Source organism: Streptomyces sp. NPDC006265, assembly GCF_040613555.1.
GTDB lineage: Bacteria > Actinomycetota > Actinomycetes > Streptomycetales > Streptomycetaceae > Streptomyces.
On the sequence record NZ_JBEXSH010000137.1, the window covers coordinates 1 to 14,028 of the forward strand.

Here is a 14,028-nt window from a genome sequence, read left to right on the forward strand (position 1 = left end):
ATCATCCCGAACGACATCCAGGAGGAGGACGCCCAGCCCTCGCCGCCGAAGAAGCACGGCTCGGTGTTCTCCAGTGTCGGCTGGAGCCGCCCGCGCCTGTTGCCCGACGAGGGGGAGCTGCACAGGGCTGCCGGCATTCTCAACGCCGGCAACAAGATCGCCATGATCATCGGCCAAGGGGCGGCGCACGCGCAGAGCGAGGTCGTGGAGGCGGCCGAACTCCTGGGCGCGGGTGTGGCCAAGGCTCTGCTCGGCCGCGAGGTGCTGCCCGACGACCTGCCCTTCGTCACCGGCCCCATCGGCCTGCTCGGCAGCAAGGCCAGCGACAACATGATCCGCGGCTGCGACACCCTCTTCATGATCGGAAGCAGCTTCCCCTACGCCGAGTGGCTCCCGGACGAAGGGCAGGCGCGAGGTGTGGAGATCGACATCGACGGGCGGATGATCGGCATCCGCTACCCGATGGACGCCCACCTCGTCGGGGACTCCAAGGAGACGCTCAAAGCCCTGTTGCCGCTTCTGCGCCGCAAGGAGGACCGCGGCTGGCGGGAGAAGATCGAGAAGGACGTCACCGAGTGGAACGCCATCTGCCGGAAGCGGGCCGGCCAGCATTTCGGAGGGACCATCAACCCCGAGGCCGTGGCGGCGGAACTCTCGCCCCGGCTGCCAGATGACGTCATCCTCACCGCCGACTCGGGCTCCGGCACCAACTGGTGGGCCAGGCACCTCAAGCTGCGCAAAGGCATGCAGGCGTCGCTCTCGGGCACGCTGGCCACGATGGGGCCGGGCACCCCCTACGCGATCGCCGCCCGGTTCGCCCACCCGGACCGGCCTGTCATCGCCTTTGTCGGGGACGGGGCGTTCCAGATGAGCGGCATGGCCGAGATGATCACCGTCAAGCGGTACCTGGACCGGCTGTCCGGCCCGGCACCGTTCGTCTTCTGCGTGTTCAACAACCAGGACCTCAACCAGGTCACCTGGGAACAGCGCGCCATGGCCGGTGATCCGAAGTTCCAGGGCTCGCAGGAGATCCCGGACATCCCGTATGCCAAGTACGCCGAACTCATCGGCCTGAAGGGCATCTACTGCGACAAGCCGAAGAAGATCGGCAAGGCGTGGGACGAGGCGCTGTCCAGTGACCGGCCGGTCGTGCTGGAGTTCAAGGTCGACGCCGAGATCGCGCCCATTCCGCCCCACATCATGAAGACGCAGGGCAAGAAGGCCGCCAAGGCGGCCGTACGGGACCCGGAGGGAGTGGGCATCGCCGTCAAGGGGGCGCGGCAGAAGATCACCGAGCTGGCCGAGCACCTGCCGGGGAGGCAACCGTGACCGGCCGTACCGTCGGCGGCGGAGCGGGCCTGGACGGATGCCGGATCGACGCGGTCGACGTGCACGCCTTCGAGGTGCCCACCGACGGCCCCGACGGCAGCGAACAGGACGGGACGCTGGAGTGGGACTCCACGACCATGGTCCTGGTCCGGGTGCACGCGGGCGGCAGAACGGGACTCGGCTACACCTACGGAGACGTGTCGGTCGCCTCCTTCGTGGCGTCCAAACTGGCACCGCTGCTGGACGGGCAGAAGGTCACCGCGCCGCCGGAGCTCTGGCAGCGTATGGGTGCGCAGATCCGCAACGCAGGCCGTCCGGGCGTCGGAGCGATGGCCGTCTCCGCCGTCGACGTCGCTCTGTGGGACCTCAAGGCGAGGCTGCTGGACCTGCCGCTGGTCCGTCTTCTGCCCGCTCACCACGACCGGGTACCGGTCTACGGCAGCGGAGGCTTCACGAATTACCCGATCGACCGGCTCACCGACCAGCTCGCCGGGTGGGTCGGCCAGGGCATCCCCCGGGTCAAGCTCAAGACCTCCCGTGAGCCCGAACGGGACCCGAACCGTCTGACCGCCGTACGGAAGGCGATCGGTGACGAACCGGAGATCTTCACGGACGCCAACGGGGCTCTCTCGCGCAAAGAGGCGCTGTACTGGGCGCGCAGGTTCCATGACGAGTGGGACGTGCGGTGGCTGGAGGAGCCCGTCAGCTCGGCCGACCTGGAAGGGCTGCGGATGCTCCGCGACCGGGGCCCGGAGCGCTTGGAGATCGCGGCGGGCGAATACGCCTTCACCTCCCGTGACTTCGTCAATCTCGTGGACCCCCCCGCCGTGGACTGCCTCCAGGCGGACATCACCCGGTGCGGCGGCATCACGGCGCTCCTGGAGGTGGCGGGCCTGTCGGCGACCCGCCACCTCGACCTGTCCGCCCACTGCGCCCCCGCGCTGTCCGCCCACGCGTTCTGCGCCGTACGCCGACTGCGGCACCTGGAGTACTTCCACGACCACGTGCGCGTGGAGCGACTGCTGTTCGACGGCACCCTGTCCCCCGAGGAGGGAGCCCTGCGCCCCGACCCCGGGCGACCGGGCCTCGGGCTGGAGATCAAATGGGCGGACGCCGAACCCCACCGTGTCTACGCGGCGCAACCAGTCTGAGTAGGCGTACTTCTGAGTAGGCGTACTAAGGAGAACTGAACCCGATGGCGAAGGCAACACGCCGCGCGACGCGCGACATCCCGGCGAGGACGCATCCGGAGATCGCGGGACCGCCGCGAGCCCGCCACACCGTCGACATGGGCAAACTGGAACAGGCACTGCACAAGGCGGTCGAGGGCGAGGTCCGCTTCGACGCCGGCTCGCTGGCGCTCTACGCCCAGGACGCCTCCAACTTCCGTCAGGTGCCGATCGCGGTCGTCGTACCCCGCACCCTCGACGACGTGGTGGCGGTGCACAAGATCTGCCACCGCTTCGGCGCGCCCGTCCTCAGCCGCGGCGGCGGTACGAGCCTGTCCGGCGAGACGGTGAACGAAGCCGTCGTGATCGACCACTCGAAGTACCTCACCGGCATCGGCGAAGTGGACGTCCGCCGCCGCCTGGTCACCTGCGAGCCGGGTGTCATCAACGAGGACCTCAACCGCCACACCGGCCGCCACAACCTGGTCTTCGGCCCTGACCCCTCCTCCCACTCCCGTTGCGTGATCGGCGGCAACATCGGCAACAACTCCTGCGGCATCCACTCGGTGCAGTCGCAGCTGTACGGCCCCGGCCCGCGCACCAGCGACAACGTGCACGCCCTGGAGGTCGTCACCTACGACGGCGAACGCTTCTGGGTCGGCGTGGACGAGGAGAACCACCTCGACAAGATCATCGCCAAGGGAGGCCGCAAGGGCGAGATCTACGCCGCGCTGCGCGACCTGCGCGACAAGTACGCCGAAACCATCCGGGCGGGTTTCCACTCCGAACAGCAGGTGCCGCGCCGGGTATCCGGCTACAACCTCGACGAACTCCTGCCCGAACGCGGGTTCAACGTCGCCCGCGCACTGGTCGGCACCGAGAGCACCTGCGCGACCGTGCTGCGCTCGACGCTCATGCTCACGCCCGGCCTGTTCCAGCGCACCACCGTCGTGGTCGAGTACGACGACCTCGCCGACGCCGCCGAGCACTGCGCCGAACTCATCGAGCGGTGGAAGCCGATCGGTCTCGAAGCGCTCGACGACCGGCTGATCCGGGACCAGCAGCTGGAGAACATGAACGCGCAGGACATCGAGGAGCTGCCGCGCCCGGGCGGCGGAGCGTGGCTGGTGGTGCAGTTCGGCGCGGACACCGCCGAGGAGTCCATCAGCCGGGCGGAGGGCTTCACACGGTGGCTCACCGACGACAAGGGCTACGCGCGCGACCGCATCCGCATCGCCAGGAGCAAGCAGGAGGGCGGCACCAGCGAACACCTGTGGGCGATCCGCGAGAGCGGCCTCGGATCGACCGCGTTCCCGCCCGACGGCAAGGACCACTGGCCCGGCTGGGAGGACTCCGCGGTGCCGCCCGACCGCATCGGCACCTACGTCCGCGAGTTGCGCAAGGTCATGGACCGGCACGGCATCACCGGCGCCATGTACGGCCACTTCGGCCAGGGCTGCATCCACTGCAGGCTCAGCTTCGACCTGCGCACCGCCGACGGCCTGGCCACCTACCGGACGTTCATGGAGGAGGCCGCCGACCTGTGCGTGAGCATGGGCGGCTCGGTCTCCGGCGAGCACGGCGACGGTCAGCAGCGCGGCGAACTGCTGGAGAAGCAGTTCGGCCCGGAACTCGTCCAGGCCATGCGCGAGTTCAAGGCGATCTGGGACCCGCAGGGCAAGATGAGCCCCGGCAAGGTGGTCGACGCCTACCGGATGGACGAGAACCTCAAGCTCGGCACCGACTACAACCCGCCCCGCCACCCGGTGAAGTTCGCCTACCAAGAGGACGGCGGCGACTTCGCCCACGCCACCCTGCGCTGTGTCGGCATCGGCAAGTGCCGGGTGCCGCAGGCCGAGACGACGATGTGCCCCAGCTATCAGGTGACCCGCGAGGAGAAGCACACCACCCGCGGCCGGGCCCGGCTCCTGTACGAGATGCTCAAGGGCGACGTCATCACCGACGGCTGGCAGTCCAACGAGGTGAAAGACGCTCTTGACCTCTGCCTGGCCTGCAAGGGCTGCACCAACGACTGCCCCGTCAACGTCGACATGCCCACCTACAAGGCGGAGTTCCTCTACCACCACTTCAAGTCGGCCCGCCGGTGGCGCCCCCGCCATGCCTACGCGTTCGGATTCATCGACCAGGCGGCCAGGATCGCCTCCCGTGTCCCGGAGGTGGCCAACCTGGTCACGCACACGCCGGGGCTCGCCCGCCTCGCGAAGCTGGCCGCGGGCATCGACCGCCGACGCCCGCTGCCGCGTTTCGCGCCGATGACACTCCAGGAGTGGTTCGCCCGGCGGGGCGGCACCGCCAACCCCTCCGGGCGTCCGGTGGTCCTGTTCCCCGACACCTTCAACAACTACTTCCACACCGGCGTCGGCGTGGCGTGCGTGGAGGCGATCGAGGCGGCGGGCTGGCGGGTCGTCATGCCGGAGGGCCACATCTGCTGCGGGCGGCCGCTGTACGACTACGGTTTCCTGGACGCCGCCGAGCGCTACCTGCACCGTGTGCTGGACACGCTGCGCCCGCACCTGAGGGCCGGCACCCCGATCGTCGGCATGGAGCCGAGCTGCCTGGCCGTCTTCAAGGACGAGCTGCCCAAACTGCTGCCCCATGACGACGACGCCCGGCGGCTGACCCGCAACGCCTACCACTTCCCGGAGTTCTTCCAGACCTTCGGCATCGAGCCACCGAAGCTCGACGGCAAGGCGCTGCTGTGGGGCCACTGCCATCACCGCGCGACCGGCGGGATGAACCCCGAGCAGGACCTGCTGGAGAAGATGGGCCTCGAGGTAGAGAACCTCCAGGGCGGGTGCTGCGGACTCGCCGGATCGTGGGGTTTCGAAGACGGCAAGTACGACATCTCCATGGACTGTGGCGAACAGGCCCTGCTGCCGGCCGTCCGTGATGCGGACGACGACTGTCTGGTCGTCGCCGACGGGTTCTCCTGCAAGACGCAGATCAAGGACGCCGGCACCGGGCGGCGGGCCCTGCATGTCGCCGAGGTGATGAAACTGGCCCGCACCGAGGGGGCGGGAGCCGCGTCCCGCTCGCTCGAGCGGGACGCACTGCGGGTACCGACCCCGCCGTTGAAGGAGAGGGCCTTGCGTGTCCTCGCGGTCGTCGGGCTGGGAGCCGCCATCGGCGCGGCCGCAGTGGGCGTGGCGCGCCGCTGACGCGGTCCCCGGGGATGCCGCCTGTCGACACGGTTCCTGCGCAGCCCGCCGCCGGTCCGTCCGCCGCGGGACGGCGGCGGTACGTCAGGAAGAGGGGCCTCGCGAACGCTGGACGAACCGCCGCACGGCGCCCAGAGCCTGTGCGGCGACGCCGAAAGCCCCGCAGACGCCGACCAGCGACAAACAGCGTCCGTGTCGCCACCCCGCTCCGCAACCGGCTGCGGGTGACCGACGGCTTCCCCGGGCAGGCAGAGATGCCCCGCCAGGAGTACGGCCTCATCGGCCCGGTCAGCCTGGTCCCGTATCGCGAGGTGCCGATAACGGACTGACTCGACTTCGCTGTTCGGGACCGTTTCAACGCTCGTCAGCGCCGCCTTCGGCGCCCGCCTTGGCGTAGGCGTAGGTGTCTTGCAGGCCCGCCTCGCTCACGTCGCCGGTGACGACCTCGCCGCCCTCGGCCAGGATGCGTAGCACGGTGGCCTGCTCAGGTGCCTGGGCCCGTTCACCGGCTCCAGCCACCGGAACGGGCCTGCACATTCATGTGTGCCGAGGCACAGACGATGAAGGGCCGTGAGGAGGACCGGACGGTGAACATCGTCGGCCTGATCCCTGTCCGCCTGTACGGCGAGGGCCGGCGTGACGTCATCGGCCCGGACGCGGTGAGGGCCTTCCGCCGATCAGCGGTGGGCAGAGCGGCGAGCTCTTCGGCGTAGCCTCGCCATTCCTGCCCGTGAAGAAGAGGTCGAGGACCCACACCCTCGGCGCGTACCGGCCCGCGTTCGTTGAGCAGCAGCCTCCCGGGGAAGTGCCGGCCGGGGACGCCGGGGTCGACTTACTCTTCGTGATGATCGGTGGCCGGCTGAACGGCTCGCCGGAAGGGCGTGACGGGCGCGACTCGGCCGAAACCAGACGCATGCGCGGGGTGCCCGGGCGGTCCCTCATGTGTGCCCGTGGCAAGCCCTCCCTCGTTCCGGCGGACTCGGCCGAGTCGACCCGGTTGGAACCCGGCCCTTGACCCCCGGCCTGCTCCTCCGCGATGCTCGGTTGCGTATAGCGGTGCGTGTATCGAATGAGGCAACGCACTCGCGAGGATTTCCCCGCTTGAGGAGCAGCTCATGGCTCACGAGGTTCGTGCCGTCGTCGCCCGGAAGAAGGGCGCCCCGGTCTCCGTCGAAACGATCGTCGTCCCCGACCCCGGCCCGGGTGAGGCGCTGGTCAAGGTCGAGGCGTGCGGCGTCTGTCATACCGATCTCCACTACCGCGAGGGCGGGATCAACGACGAGTTCCCCTTCCTTCTGGGGCATGAGGCGGCCGGTCGCGTCGAGGCGGTCGGAGAGGGGGTCACCGGCGTCGAGCCCGGCGACTTCGTCATCCTCAACTGGCGTGCGGTGTGCGGCCAGTGCCGGGCTTGCAGCAAGGGCAAGCCCTGGTACTGCTTCGCCACACACAACGCGACACAACCGATGACGCTGCTCGACGGCACCCCGCTCTCGCCGGCGCTCGGCATCGGCGCCTTCGCGGAGAAGACGCTGGTAGCCGCCGGGCAGTGCACCAAGGTGGACCCGGCGGCCCCGGCGGCGGCAGCCGGTCTGCTCGGGTGCGGCGTCATGGCGGGCTTCGGCGCGGCCGTGAACACCGGCGCCGTGGGCAGGGGCGACTCCGTCGCCGTCATCGGCTGCGGCGGCGTCGGAATGGCCGCCGTCGCCGGCGCGCGGCTGGCCGGGGCGAGCAAGGTCATCGCCGTCGACATCGACCGGCGCAAGCTCGACCGGGCCATGGCCATGGGGGCCACCCACATCGTCGACGGAGCCGAGGGCGATGTCGTGGAAGCGGTGCGCGAGCTGACGGGCGGCTTCGGCGCGGACGTCGTTGTGGAGGCGGTCGGCCGCCCCGAGACGTACCGTCAGGCCTTCTACGCCCGCGACCTGGCCGGCACGGTCGTGCTGGTCGGTGTGCCGACCCCGGAGATGAAGGTGGAGCTGCCCCTGCTCGACGTCTTCGGACGGGGCGGCTCGCTGAAGTCCAGCTGGTACGGCGACTGCCTGCCTTCGCGCGACTTCCCGGCCCTCATCGACCTGTATCTGGGAGGCCGTTTCGACCTGGACGCGTTCGTCTCCGAGACCATCGGCCTCGGAGACGTGGAGGAGGCGTTCGAGAAGATGCACCGCGGCGACGTGCTGCGCTCGGTGGTGGTGCTGTGATGGCCGGCGTATCGCGCATCGAACACCTCGTCACCGGCGGGACCTTCAGCCTCGACGGCGGAACCTGGGACGTCGAGAACAACGTCTGGATCATCGGGGACGACGACGAGGTGGTCGTCATCGACGCGGCGCACGACTCCGACGCCGTCCTGGAAGCCGTCGGTGACCGTCGCCTGTCGGCCATCGTGTGCACCCACGCCCACGACGACCATGTGCGCGCCGCACCCGACGTCGCTCTGGCCACGGGCGCGCCCATCCTCCTGCACCCCGACGACCAGGTGCTGTGGAAGATGGTGCACCCCGGCCGGCGGCCCGACAGGCCGCTCGCCGACGGTGACGAACTCAGGGTGGCGGGCATCGGCCTGCGTGTCCTCCACACGCCCGGACACGCTCCGGGCGCCGTGTGCCTGTACACCCCCGAGCTGGGCGCGTTGTTCAGCGGTGACACGCTGTTCGCCGGAGGTCCCGGCGCGACAGGGCGCTCGTACAGCGACTTCGACACAATCATCGGCTCCATCGGTGACCGGCTGCTGACCCTCCCGGGCGAGACGGTCGTGCACACCGGACACGGCGGGACGACGACCGTCGAGGCGGAGGCCCCGCACCTGGAGGAGTGGGCCGCCCGCGGCTGGTGACAGGGGACCGCCATGCCGACGGGGGCGAGCACATGCCCGCGTGTCTCCTCGCCCAGACCCGCGAACGGGAGCCCGCCCCGGTCGGCATGCCCGCGACCTCGTCGGCACCCCGGCGTACCTGGCAGGCATGCCCATGACTCCGGCGGTGGTGGTCGTGCCTGCGGCCGCCGTGGCCAGGAACGACCCTCAAGACCGAGGACCATCCGCCCCGTCGGCCCATGGACGAAACGCCGTGCACGCTCCCGCCTCGATGGCACGCTTCGGCGGCCTCGGCGCCGCTGATCTGCGCGAGGTGACCAGCGATCCCGCCGCCCTGGACTCCTCCGGCTTCAGGGCCGTTGTCGTGGATTTCGAAGGCCGCCTGGTCTGCACGCGGTCCGGCCGGCTGCGTCGCGCGTACGTGCCCGCTCCGCGGACCGGTGCCTGGCGGGGCCCGGCCCCGGGCGACTGGCCCTCCTCCCTGGACCGCACCCCTACACCGCGGGCGGGCGCCGCATCCGCGCACACATAGCGGCCGGCGACGGGTATCAGGCCATCTCTGCCGCCTGCTCTCCGCGCCCCTGCCAGACCCGGCCGCCGCCGACATCGACGCGCTGACCGTACTGCTCGCCCGCGGCAACCCCGCCCCCTACGCCGGTACCGTCCGGCTTCCCGCGCACGGCGTCGAAGTGGCCACCGCCTCGCTCGAACTCCTCCTGGGACGCACCGGCCGGACCGTGGAGTCCGGGCCGATCAAGGGCACGGGCCGTACCGCGGGGGACCCTGGAGAAGGACCACACGAGAGCGCGATGATCGTGGACCTGGTCCGCAACGACCTGGGGCAGGTCTGCGCCACCGGATCCGTGACCGTTTCCGGCCCTGTGCGCCGTCGAGCGGCACCCAGGCCTGGTGCAATCTCCTCTCCACCGTGCGCGGGGAATTGGCGCAGGGCGCGGGCCGGCCCGAGCTGATGGCCGGAACCTTCCACCGGGTTCCGTGACCGCCGCGCCCAAAACCAGCGCACTGCGTCATCGACGCCCTGGAGACCGCGGCCCGCTGCCCCTGCTGCGGCGCCCTCGGCTGGGTCGACGCGGACCGGGGACCGGTGAACTGGCCATGGCCATCCGCACCCTCTGGATCGACCGTGCCGCTCCGGCGGGACCGGTGCTTCGGCACGGGTGCCGGCATCACCTCGGGGTCCGACCCCGGGCAGGAGTGGGACGAGACCGAACTGAAGGCCTCTCGGCTGCTCGCTCCGGCGTCGAGGCCGCAGAGGGCGGCCGAGGCCTCCCACCTGTCTTGACAGTGCCGCACGACCGTCCTCAGACTCGTTGCCCAAATCGCACACTGTTCCCCTATACGCAACGAGGCAATCGGTCCCATGATGATTCCCGCGCACCCCTTCGCCGACCCGGCCCGAGTCGCATGAGTACCGCCGCCCGGCCCGGCGAGGCCGCTTCCGCGCTCCATCCGCGAGGTCTTCCCCGCCCTGACCGGACCCTCGTGATGGGCATCGTGAACGTCACGCCCGACTCGTTCTCCGACGGCGGGCTGTGGTTCGACCCGGGACGGGCCGTCGCGCACGGCCTCGCGCTGCTCGACGAGGGTGCGGACATCCTGGACGTGGGCGGTGAGTCGACACGGCCCGGCGCCGCGCGCCCCGCCGTCGAGGAGGAGTTGCGGCGGGTGCTGCCGGTCGTCCGCGAACTCGCCGCCGCGGGCGCGACGGTCAGCGTCGACACCATGCGGGCCGAGGTCGCCGCCCGTGCCGTGGAGGCCGGCGCCGCCCTGGTCAACGACGTCTCCGGCGGACTCGCCGACCCGGCGATGCTCCCGCTGATGGCGCGGGCCGGGACGCCCTACGTGCTCATGCACTGGCGCGGGCACGCGGCGGGGATGCAGGCGAACGCCGTGTATGACGACGTCGTCACCGACGTGGTCGACGAGTTGGGGGCGAGAGTCGACGCGGCCCTGCGCGCCGGGGTCCCGGTGGACTGTCTCATCGTCGACCCGGGGCTCGGGTTCGCCAAGCACGCCGAGCACAACTGGCGGCTGCTCGGCCGTCTCCGGGAGGTTGCCGCGCTCGGCCGGCCGGTCCTGGTGGGTGCGGCGCGCAAGTCCTTTCTGGGTCACCTGCTGGCGGACCCGGAAACGGGACGGCCCCGGCCGGCGCACCTGCGGGACGCGGCCACCTCCGCCGTGTCGGTCCTGGCCGCCGCGCAGGGCGCCTGGTGTGTGCGCGTCCACGACGTCGCCTCGACGGCCGACGCGGTGCGCGTGGCCGCTCGGTGGGCTCTTGAATCCACCACGACTCAGCAGTCCACGCTCCGGTTCTGAGGGCGGCACGCCCCGACCTGCGTTTCTTATAGCGCAGAGGGTTGTGCAGTGCGCAACGCAAAATATTGCCGTCGGCCGTCTATCGAACTCCTTGACAAGGATTCGCGGGCGCCTTCAAACTGGCGTTGCGTTCACCGCAATCCGTTTCGCTATACGCACCGAGGTGTCATGATGATTGCCGCGTGCCGTCTCGTGGATCTGCCCCGAGGCGAGGCCCACAGGCTCGACATCGACCCGCCGGTCTCGGTGTTCCACACCGATGACGGCGAACTCTTCGCCATCGACGACACATGCACCCACCAGGACGCCTCGCTCGCCGACGGCTGGCTGGAGGGCTGCGAGGTCGAATGCCCGCTGCACGCCTCGAAGTTCAATCTCAAGACCGGAGCTGTCGACGCCCCGCCGGCCAAGCTCCCGGTACGCACGCACGAGGTCTTCGTCGAGGACGGCATGATCTACGTCCGGCTGTCTCTGGCAGCCCCGAACCTGCCTCCCTGCATCGCCGCCCGGCTCGCCGGGGGCGTCGCGTGAGGACCGTAGCCGTGGTGGGCGCGTCGCTGGCCGGTCTGTCGGCGGCGCGCTCGCTGCGGAAACAGGGGTACGACGGACGGCTGGTCGTCATCGGCGACGAAGTCCATCGCCCGTACGACCGGCCGCCGCTGTCCAAGGAGTTCCTGGCCGGCGGCATCGGCGAAGCCGATCTCGCGCTGGAGCCGGACGGCGAGGACCTGCAGGCGGAGTGGCTACTCGGAGCCCGAGCCGCCGGACTCGACGCCACGCCCCGCGCGGTGCGGCTCACCGACGGAAGGGAGGTGCGGGCCGACGGCATCGTCATCGCCACCGGCGCCGCCGCCCGGACCCTGCCCGGCATGGACGGACTGGCCGGTGTGCACACCCTGCGCACACTGGACGACGCCCGCGCCCTGCGGGCCGAACTGGCCCGGGGCGCACGCCTGGTCGTGATCGGCGGCGGCTTCATCGGTGCCGAGGTCGCCTCCACCGCCCGCGCCCTCGGCCTTGACGTGACCATCGTCGAGGCGGCGCCCACACCGCTGGCCGGACCGCTCGGCCCGGCCATGGGGCGCATCGTCTCCGGCCTCCACGCGGACCATGGCGTTCACCTGTCGTGCGGCGTGGGCGTCAAGGGGCTCAGCGGCGAGACCCGCGTCGACGCCGTCCTGATGGAGGACGGCCGGAGCATTCCCGCCGACATCGTGGTCGTGGGCGTCGGGGCCCGTCCCTGCGTCGAGTGGCTGGCCGGATCCGGAGTCGAACTCGACGACGGTGTCAAGTGCGGTGCGGACGGCCGTACCAGCCTGGCCGGGGTGGTCGCGGTCGGTGACTGCGCCTCCTGGTACGACCCGCGCGCAGGCATCCACCGCCGGGTCGAGCACTGGACCGGGGCCCGGGAACGCCCGGACGCGGCCGTGGCCGCCCTGTTGTCCTGGGGCGAGTCCGAACCGGGCCTGCCCCGGGCTCCGTACTTCTGGTCCGACCAGTACGGTGTGAAGATCCAGTTCGTCGGCAACGCGGCTCGCGCCGACAGCGTGACGATCGAGGAAGGCACCGCGGACGATCGCAACGTCCTGGCCGTCTACCGGCGTGCCGGACATCCGGTCGCCGTACTCGGGATGAACCAGCCGCGGCTGTTCATGCGCTGGCGCAAGCAACTCGCGGCCCAGGCGTCCTGACAGGGCCGCGGACCTCGTGCTCACAGCCGCTCCTGCACAGGGGGTGGCGCTGCTCCTTACCCAACGCCGTCCGGTGGCGCTCTTCCCGGCGCGTGCATGCCCGATCCACGACGTATCCCCGAGGAGTGCACTGTGACCTCGACCGGCCTGCCGGAAAGCCTCATCGCCACCCTCCCCGGCTCCTCCTACACGGAACCCGAGATCTTCGCCCTGGAGCAGGAACACATCTTCGAGGCGATGTGGTTCTGCGCCGTGCGCTCCGCCGACCTCGCCAGGCCCGGTGCCTTCCGGACCGTCGAGGTGGGCCGCGAGAGCATCCTGATCACCCGGGCACGGGACAACTCCATACGCGCCTTCTTCAACGTCTGCCGGCACCGCGGAGCCAAGCTCAGCACGACCGAGAACGGCGAGGTCAAGCGCGCTTTCCAATGCCCCTATCACGCCTGGACGTACGACCTGACGGGCAAACTCGTCGCGGCACCCAACCTCACCAAGATGCCCGACATCAGCCGCACCGAGTACGGCCTGGCAGCAGTGGCCACGCGGGAATGGCTCGGCTATGTGTGGGTGTGCCTCGCGGAGAACCCGCCACCCTTCGACGAGGTCGTGGGGGATGTGGTCGCGCGCCTTGGCGACACGGAGTCGATCGAGCACTACGACATCGACCACCTCGAAGTCGGTGAACGCATCGTCTACGACGTGAAGGCGAACTGGAAACTCATCGTCGAGAACTTCTTGGAGTGCTATCACTGCGCGACGATCCACCCCGAACTGACCGAGGTGCTCCCCGAGTTCGCCGAGGGATACGCCGCCCAGTACTACGTGGGACACGGCGCGGAGTTCGGCGACGAGGTCAAGGGCTTCACCGTCGACGGCTCCGAAGGCCTCGACCGCATTCCGGGTGTCACCGAGGACCAGGACCGTCGTTACTACGCGATCACCGTCCGGCCGCAGGTGTTCATCAACCTCGTGCCCGACCATGTGATCTTCCACCGGATGTACCCGGTCGCCGTGGATCGCACCATCGTCGAGTGCGACTGGCTCTATCTCAAGCACGTCGTGGACGGCGGCAAGGACGTCAGTCGGTCGGTGGAGCTCTTCGACCGGGTCAACCGGCAGGACTTCGACGCGTGCGAGCGCTGTCAGCCCGCGATGAGCTCCCGGCTGTATGCCAAGGGCGGGGTCCTCGTCCCCAGCGAGCATCACATCGGCGAGTTCCACGCCTTCGTCCAGGAGCGGCTGGGCGTGGGGCGGCCGCGGTAGCGGCGGTTCACGGGCGGGTCGGCACCCGGAGTGCGGGGCGCCCGTCGAAGGCGGCGCGGCGGGGTCAGCCCAGGTAGCCCATGCGATGGCTGATCTCGTCCGCGCCCTTGACCAGTACCGGAGCGAGGTCGTGCATACGGTCCTCGGTGAGCCGGTACGCCGGCCCGGAGGCGCTGATCGCCGCGACGACGTCCCCGTCCCTGTTGCGGATCGGGGCTGCCATGGCGTGCAGTCCGATCTCGAAC

Annotated in this window: 15 protein-coding genes; 13 read left to right on the plus strand and 2 right to left on the minus strand. The window is 70.3% G+C overall.

Going from position 1 to position 14,028, the window contains the following annotated elements; genetic code table 11:
• The 3 genes from ABZ281_RS14145 to ABZ281_RS14155 all read left to right on the plus strand — a co-directional run.
• On the plus strand, window positions 1-1,329 hold a 1,329-nt coding region (locus ABZ281_RS14145; protein ID WP_356655303.1), incomplete at its 5' end, for a thiamine pyrophosphate-dependent enzyme.
• On the plus strand, window positions 1,326-2,480 hold the full coding sequence (locus tag ABZ281_RS14150) for an enolase C-terminal domain-like protein (RefSeq protein WP_356655305.1): 1,155 nt from the start codon (window positions 1,326-1,328) through the stop codon (window positions 2,478-2,480). The genes ABZ281_RS14145 and ABZ281_RS14150, both read left to right, overlap by 4 nt.
• A gap of 44 nt (window positions 2,481-2,524) precedes the next feature.
• Window positions 2,525-5,677, plus strand: coding sequence for an FAD-linked oxidase C-terminal domain-containing protein (locus ABZ281_RS14155; protein ID WP_356655307.1), 3,153 nt, complete (start codon window positions 2,525-2,527; stop codon window positions 5,675-5,677).
• Between the two features lie 354 nt (window positions 5,678-6,031).
• Here ABZ281_RS14155 and ABZ281_RS14160 read toward each other — a convergent pair whose 3' ends face one another.
• A complete protein-coding gene (locus ABZ281_RS14160; protein WP_356655309.1) occupies window positions 6,032-6,196 on the minus strand; it encodes a hypothetical protein in 165 nt (54 codons plus the stop codon).
• 41 nt (window positions 6,197-6,237) lie between these two features.
• Between ABZ281_RS14160 and ABZ281_RS14165 the strand changes: the two genes are divergently transcribed.
• From ABZ281_RS14165 to ABZ281_RS14210, 10 genes are all read left to right on the plus strand, one after another.
• Window positions 6,238-6,390: a hypothetical protein gene (locus ABZ281_RS14165; protein ID WP_356655311.1), complete on the plus strand. Its 153-nt coding sequence runs from the start codon at window positions 6,238-6,240 to the stop codon at window positions 6,388-6,390.
• Between the two features lie 402 nt (window positions 6,391-6,792).
• Window positions 6,793-7,878 carry an S-(hydroxymethyl)mycothiol dehydrogenase gene (locus ABZ281_RS14170; RefSeq protein ID WP_356655313.1) on the plus strand — a complete coding sequence of 362 codons (1,086 nt, stop codon included), beginning with the start codon at window positions 6,793-6,795 and terminating at the stop codon, window positions 7,876-7,878.
• Complete coding sequence (locus ABZ281_RS14175; RefSeq protein WP_356655315.1) at window positions 7,878-8,513, plus strand: MBL fold metallo-hydrolase; 636 nt, start codon at window positions 7,878-7,880, stop codon at window positions 8,511-8,513. The genes ABZ281_RS14170 and ABZ281_RS14175 overlap by 1 nt, the downstream gene beginning before the upstream one ends.
• Window positions 8,514-8,763: 250 nt before the next feature.
• Window positions 8,764-9,024 (plus strand): hypothetical protein, encoded by a 261-nt coding sequence (locus ABZ281_RS14180; RefSeq protein WP_356655330.1) that lies wholly within the window; start codon window positions 8,764-8,766, stop codon window positions 9,022-9,024.
• Window positions 8,933-9,463: a chorismate-binding protein gene (locus tag ABZ281_RS14185; RefSeq protein WP_356655317.1), complete on the plus strand. Its 531-nt coding sequence runs from the start codon at window positions 8,933-8,935 to the stop codon at window positions 9,461-9,463. The genes ABZ281_RS14180 and ABZ281_RS14185 overlap by 92 nt, the downstream gene beginning before the upstream one ends.
• Before the next feature lie 59 nt (window positions 9,464-9,522).
• The gene (locus ABZ281_RS14190; RefSeq protein WP_356655329.1) at window positions 9,523-9,795 is read left to right on the plus strand and encodes a hypothetical protein; all 273 of its coding nucleotides are present in this window, start codon (window positions 9,523-9,525) and stop codon (window positions 9,793-9,795) included.
• Window positions 9,796-9,917: 122 nt separating this feature from the next.
• Window positions 9,918-10,829 carry a dihydropteroate synthase gene (gene folP / locus ABZ281_RS14195; RefSeq protein WP_356655319.1) on the plus strand — a complete coding sequence of 304 codons (912 nt, stop codon included), beginning with the start codon at window positions 9,918-9,920 and terminating at the stop codon, window positions 10,827-10,829.
• Between the two features lie 168 nt (window positions 10,830-10,997).
• Window positions 10,998-11,360, plus strand: a complete 363-nt coding sequence (locus tag ABZ281_RS14200; RefSeq protein WP_356655321.1) for a bifunctional 3-phenylpropionate/cinnamic acid dioxygenase ferredoxin subunit — start codon at window positions 10,998-11,000, stop codon at window positions 11,358-11,360.
• Window positions 11,357-12,520, plus strand: a complete 1,164-nt coding sequence (locus tag ABZ281_RS14205; RefSeq protein WP_356655323.1) for an FAD-dependent oxidoreductase — start codon at window positions 11,357-11,359, stop codon at window positions 12,518-12,520. The genes ABZ281_RS14200 and ABZ281_RS14205 overlap by 4 nt, the downstream gene beginning before the upstream one ends.
• Before the next feature lie 132 nt (window positions 12,521-12,652).
• Window positions 12,653-13,783 (plus strand): aromatic ring-hydroxylating dioxygenase subunit alpha, encoded by a 1,131-nt coding sequence (locus ABZ281_RS14210; RefSeq protein WP_356655325.1) that lies wholly within the window; start codon window positions 12,653-12,655, stop codon window positions 13,781-13,783.
• A 64-nt stretch (window positions 13,784-13,847) separates the two neighbouring features.
• On the opposite strand, the gene ABZ281_RS14215 is transcribed toward ABZ281_RS14210, so the two are convergent.
• The coding region (locus ABZ281_RS14215) for an IclR family transcriptional regulator C-terminal domain-containing protein (RefSeq protein WP_356655327.1) at window positions 13,848-14,028 on the minus strand (181 nt) is incomplete at its 5' end.

Bases quoted from the DNA above. Each gene is read 5' to 3' on its own strand.
- ABZ281_RS14155 (WP_356655307.1), top strand. From the start codon at position 2,525: ATGGCGAAGGCAACACGCCGCGCGACGCGCGACATCCCGGCGAGGACG.
- ABZ281_RS14165 (WP_356655311.1), top strand. From the start codon at position 6,238: ATGAAGGGCCGTGAGGAGGACCGGACGGTGAACATCGTCGGCCTGATC.
- ABZ281_RS14170 (WP_356655313.1), top strand. From the start codon at position 6,793: ATGGCTCACGAGGTTCGTGCCGTCGTCGCCCGGAAGAAGGGCGCCCCG.
- ABZ281_RS14175 (WP_356655315.1), top strand. From the start codon at position 7,878: ATGGCCGGCGTATCGCGCATCGAACACCTCGTCACCGGCGGGACCTTC.
- ABZ281_RS14180 (WP_356655330.1), top strand. From the start codon at position 8,764: ATGGCACGCTTCGGCGGCCTCGGCGCCGCTGATCTGCGCGAGGTGACC.
- folP (WP_356655319.1), top strand. From the start codon at position 9,918: ATGAGTACCGCCGCCCGGCCCGGCGAGGCCGCTTCCGCGCTCCATCCG.
- ABZ281_RS14200 (WP_356655321.1), top strand. From the start codon at position 10,998: ATGATGATTGCCGCGTGCCGTCTCGTGGATCTGCCCCGAGGCGAGGCC.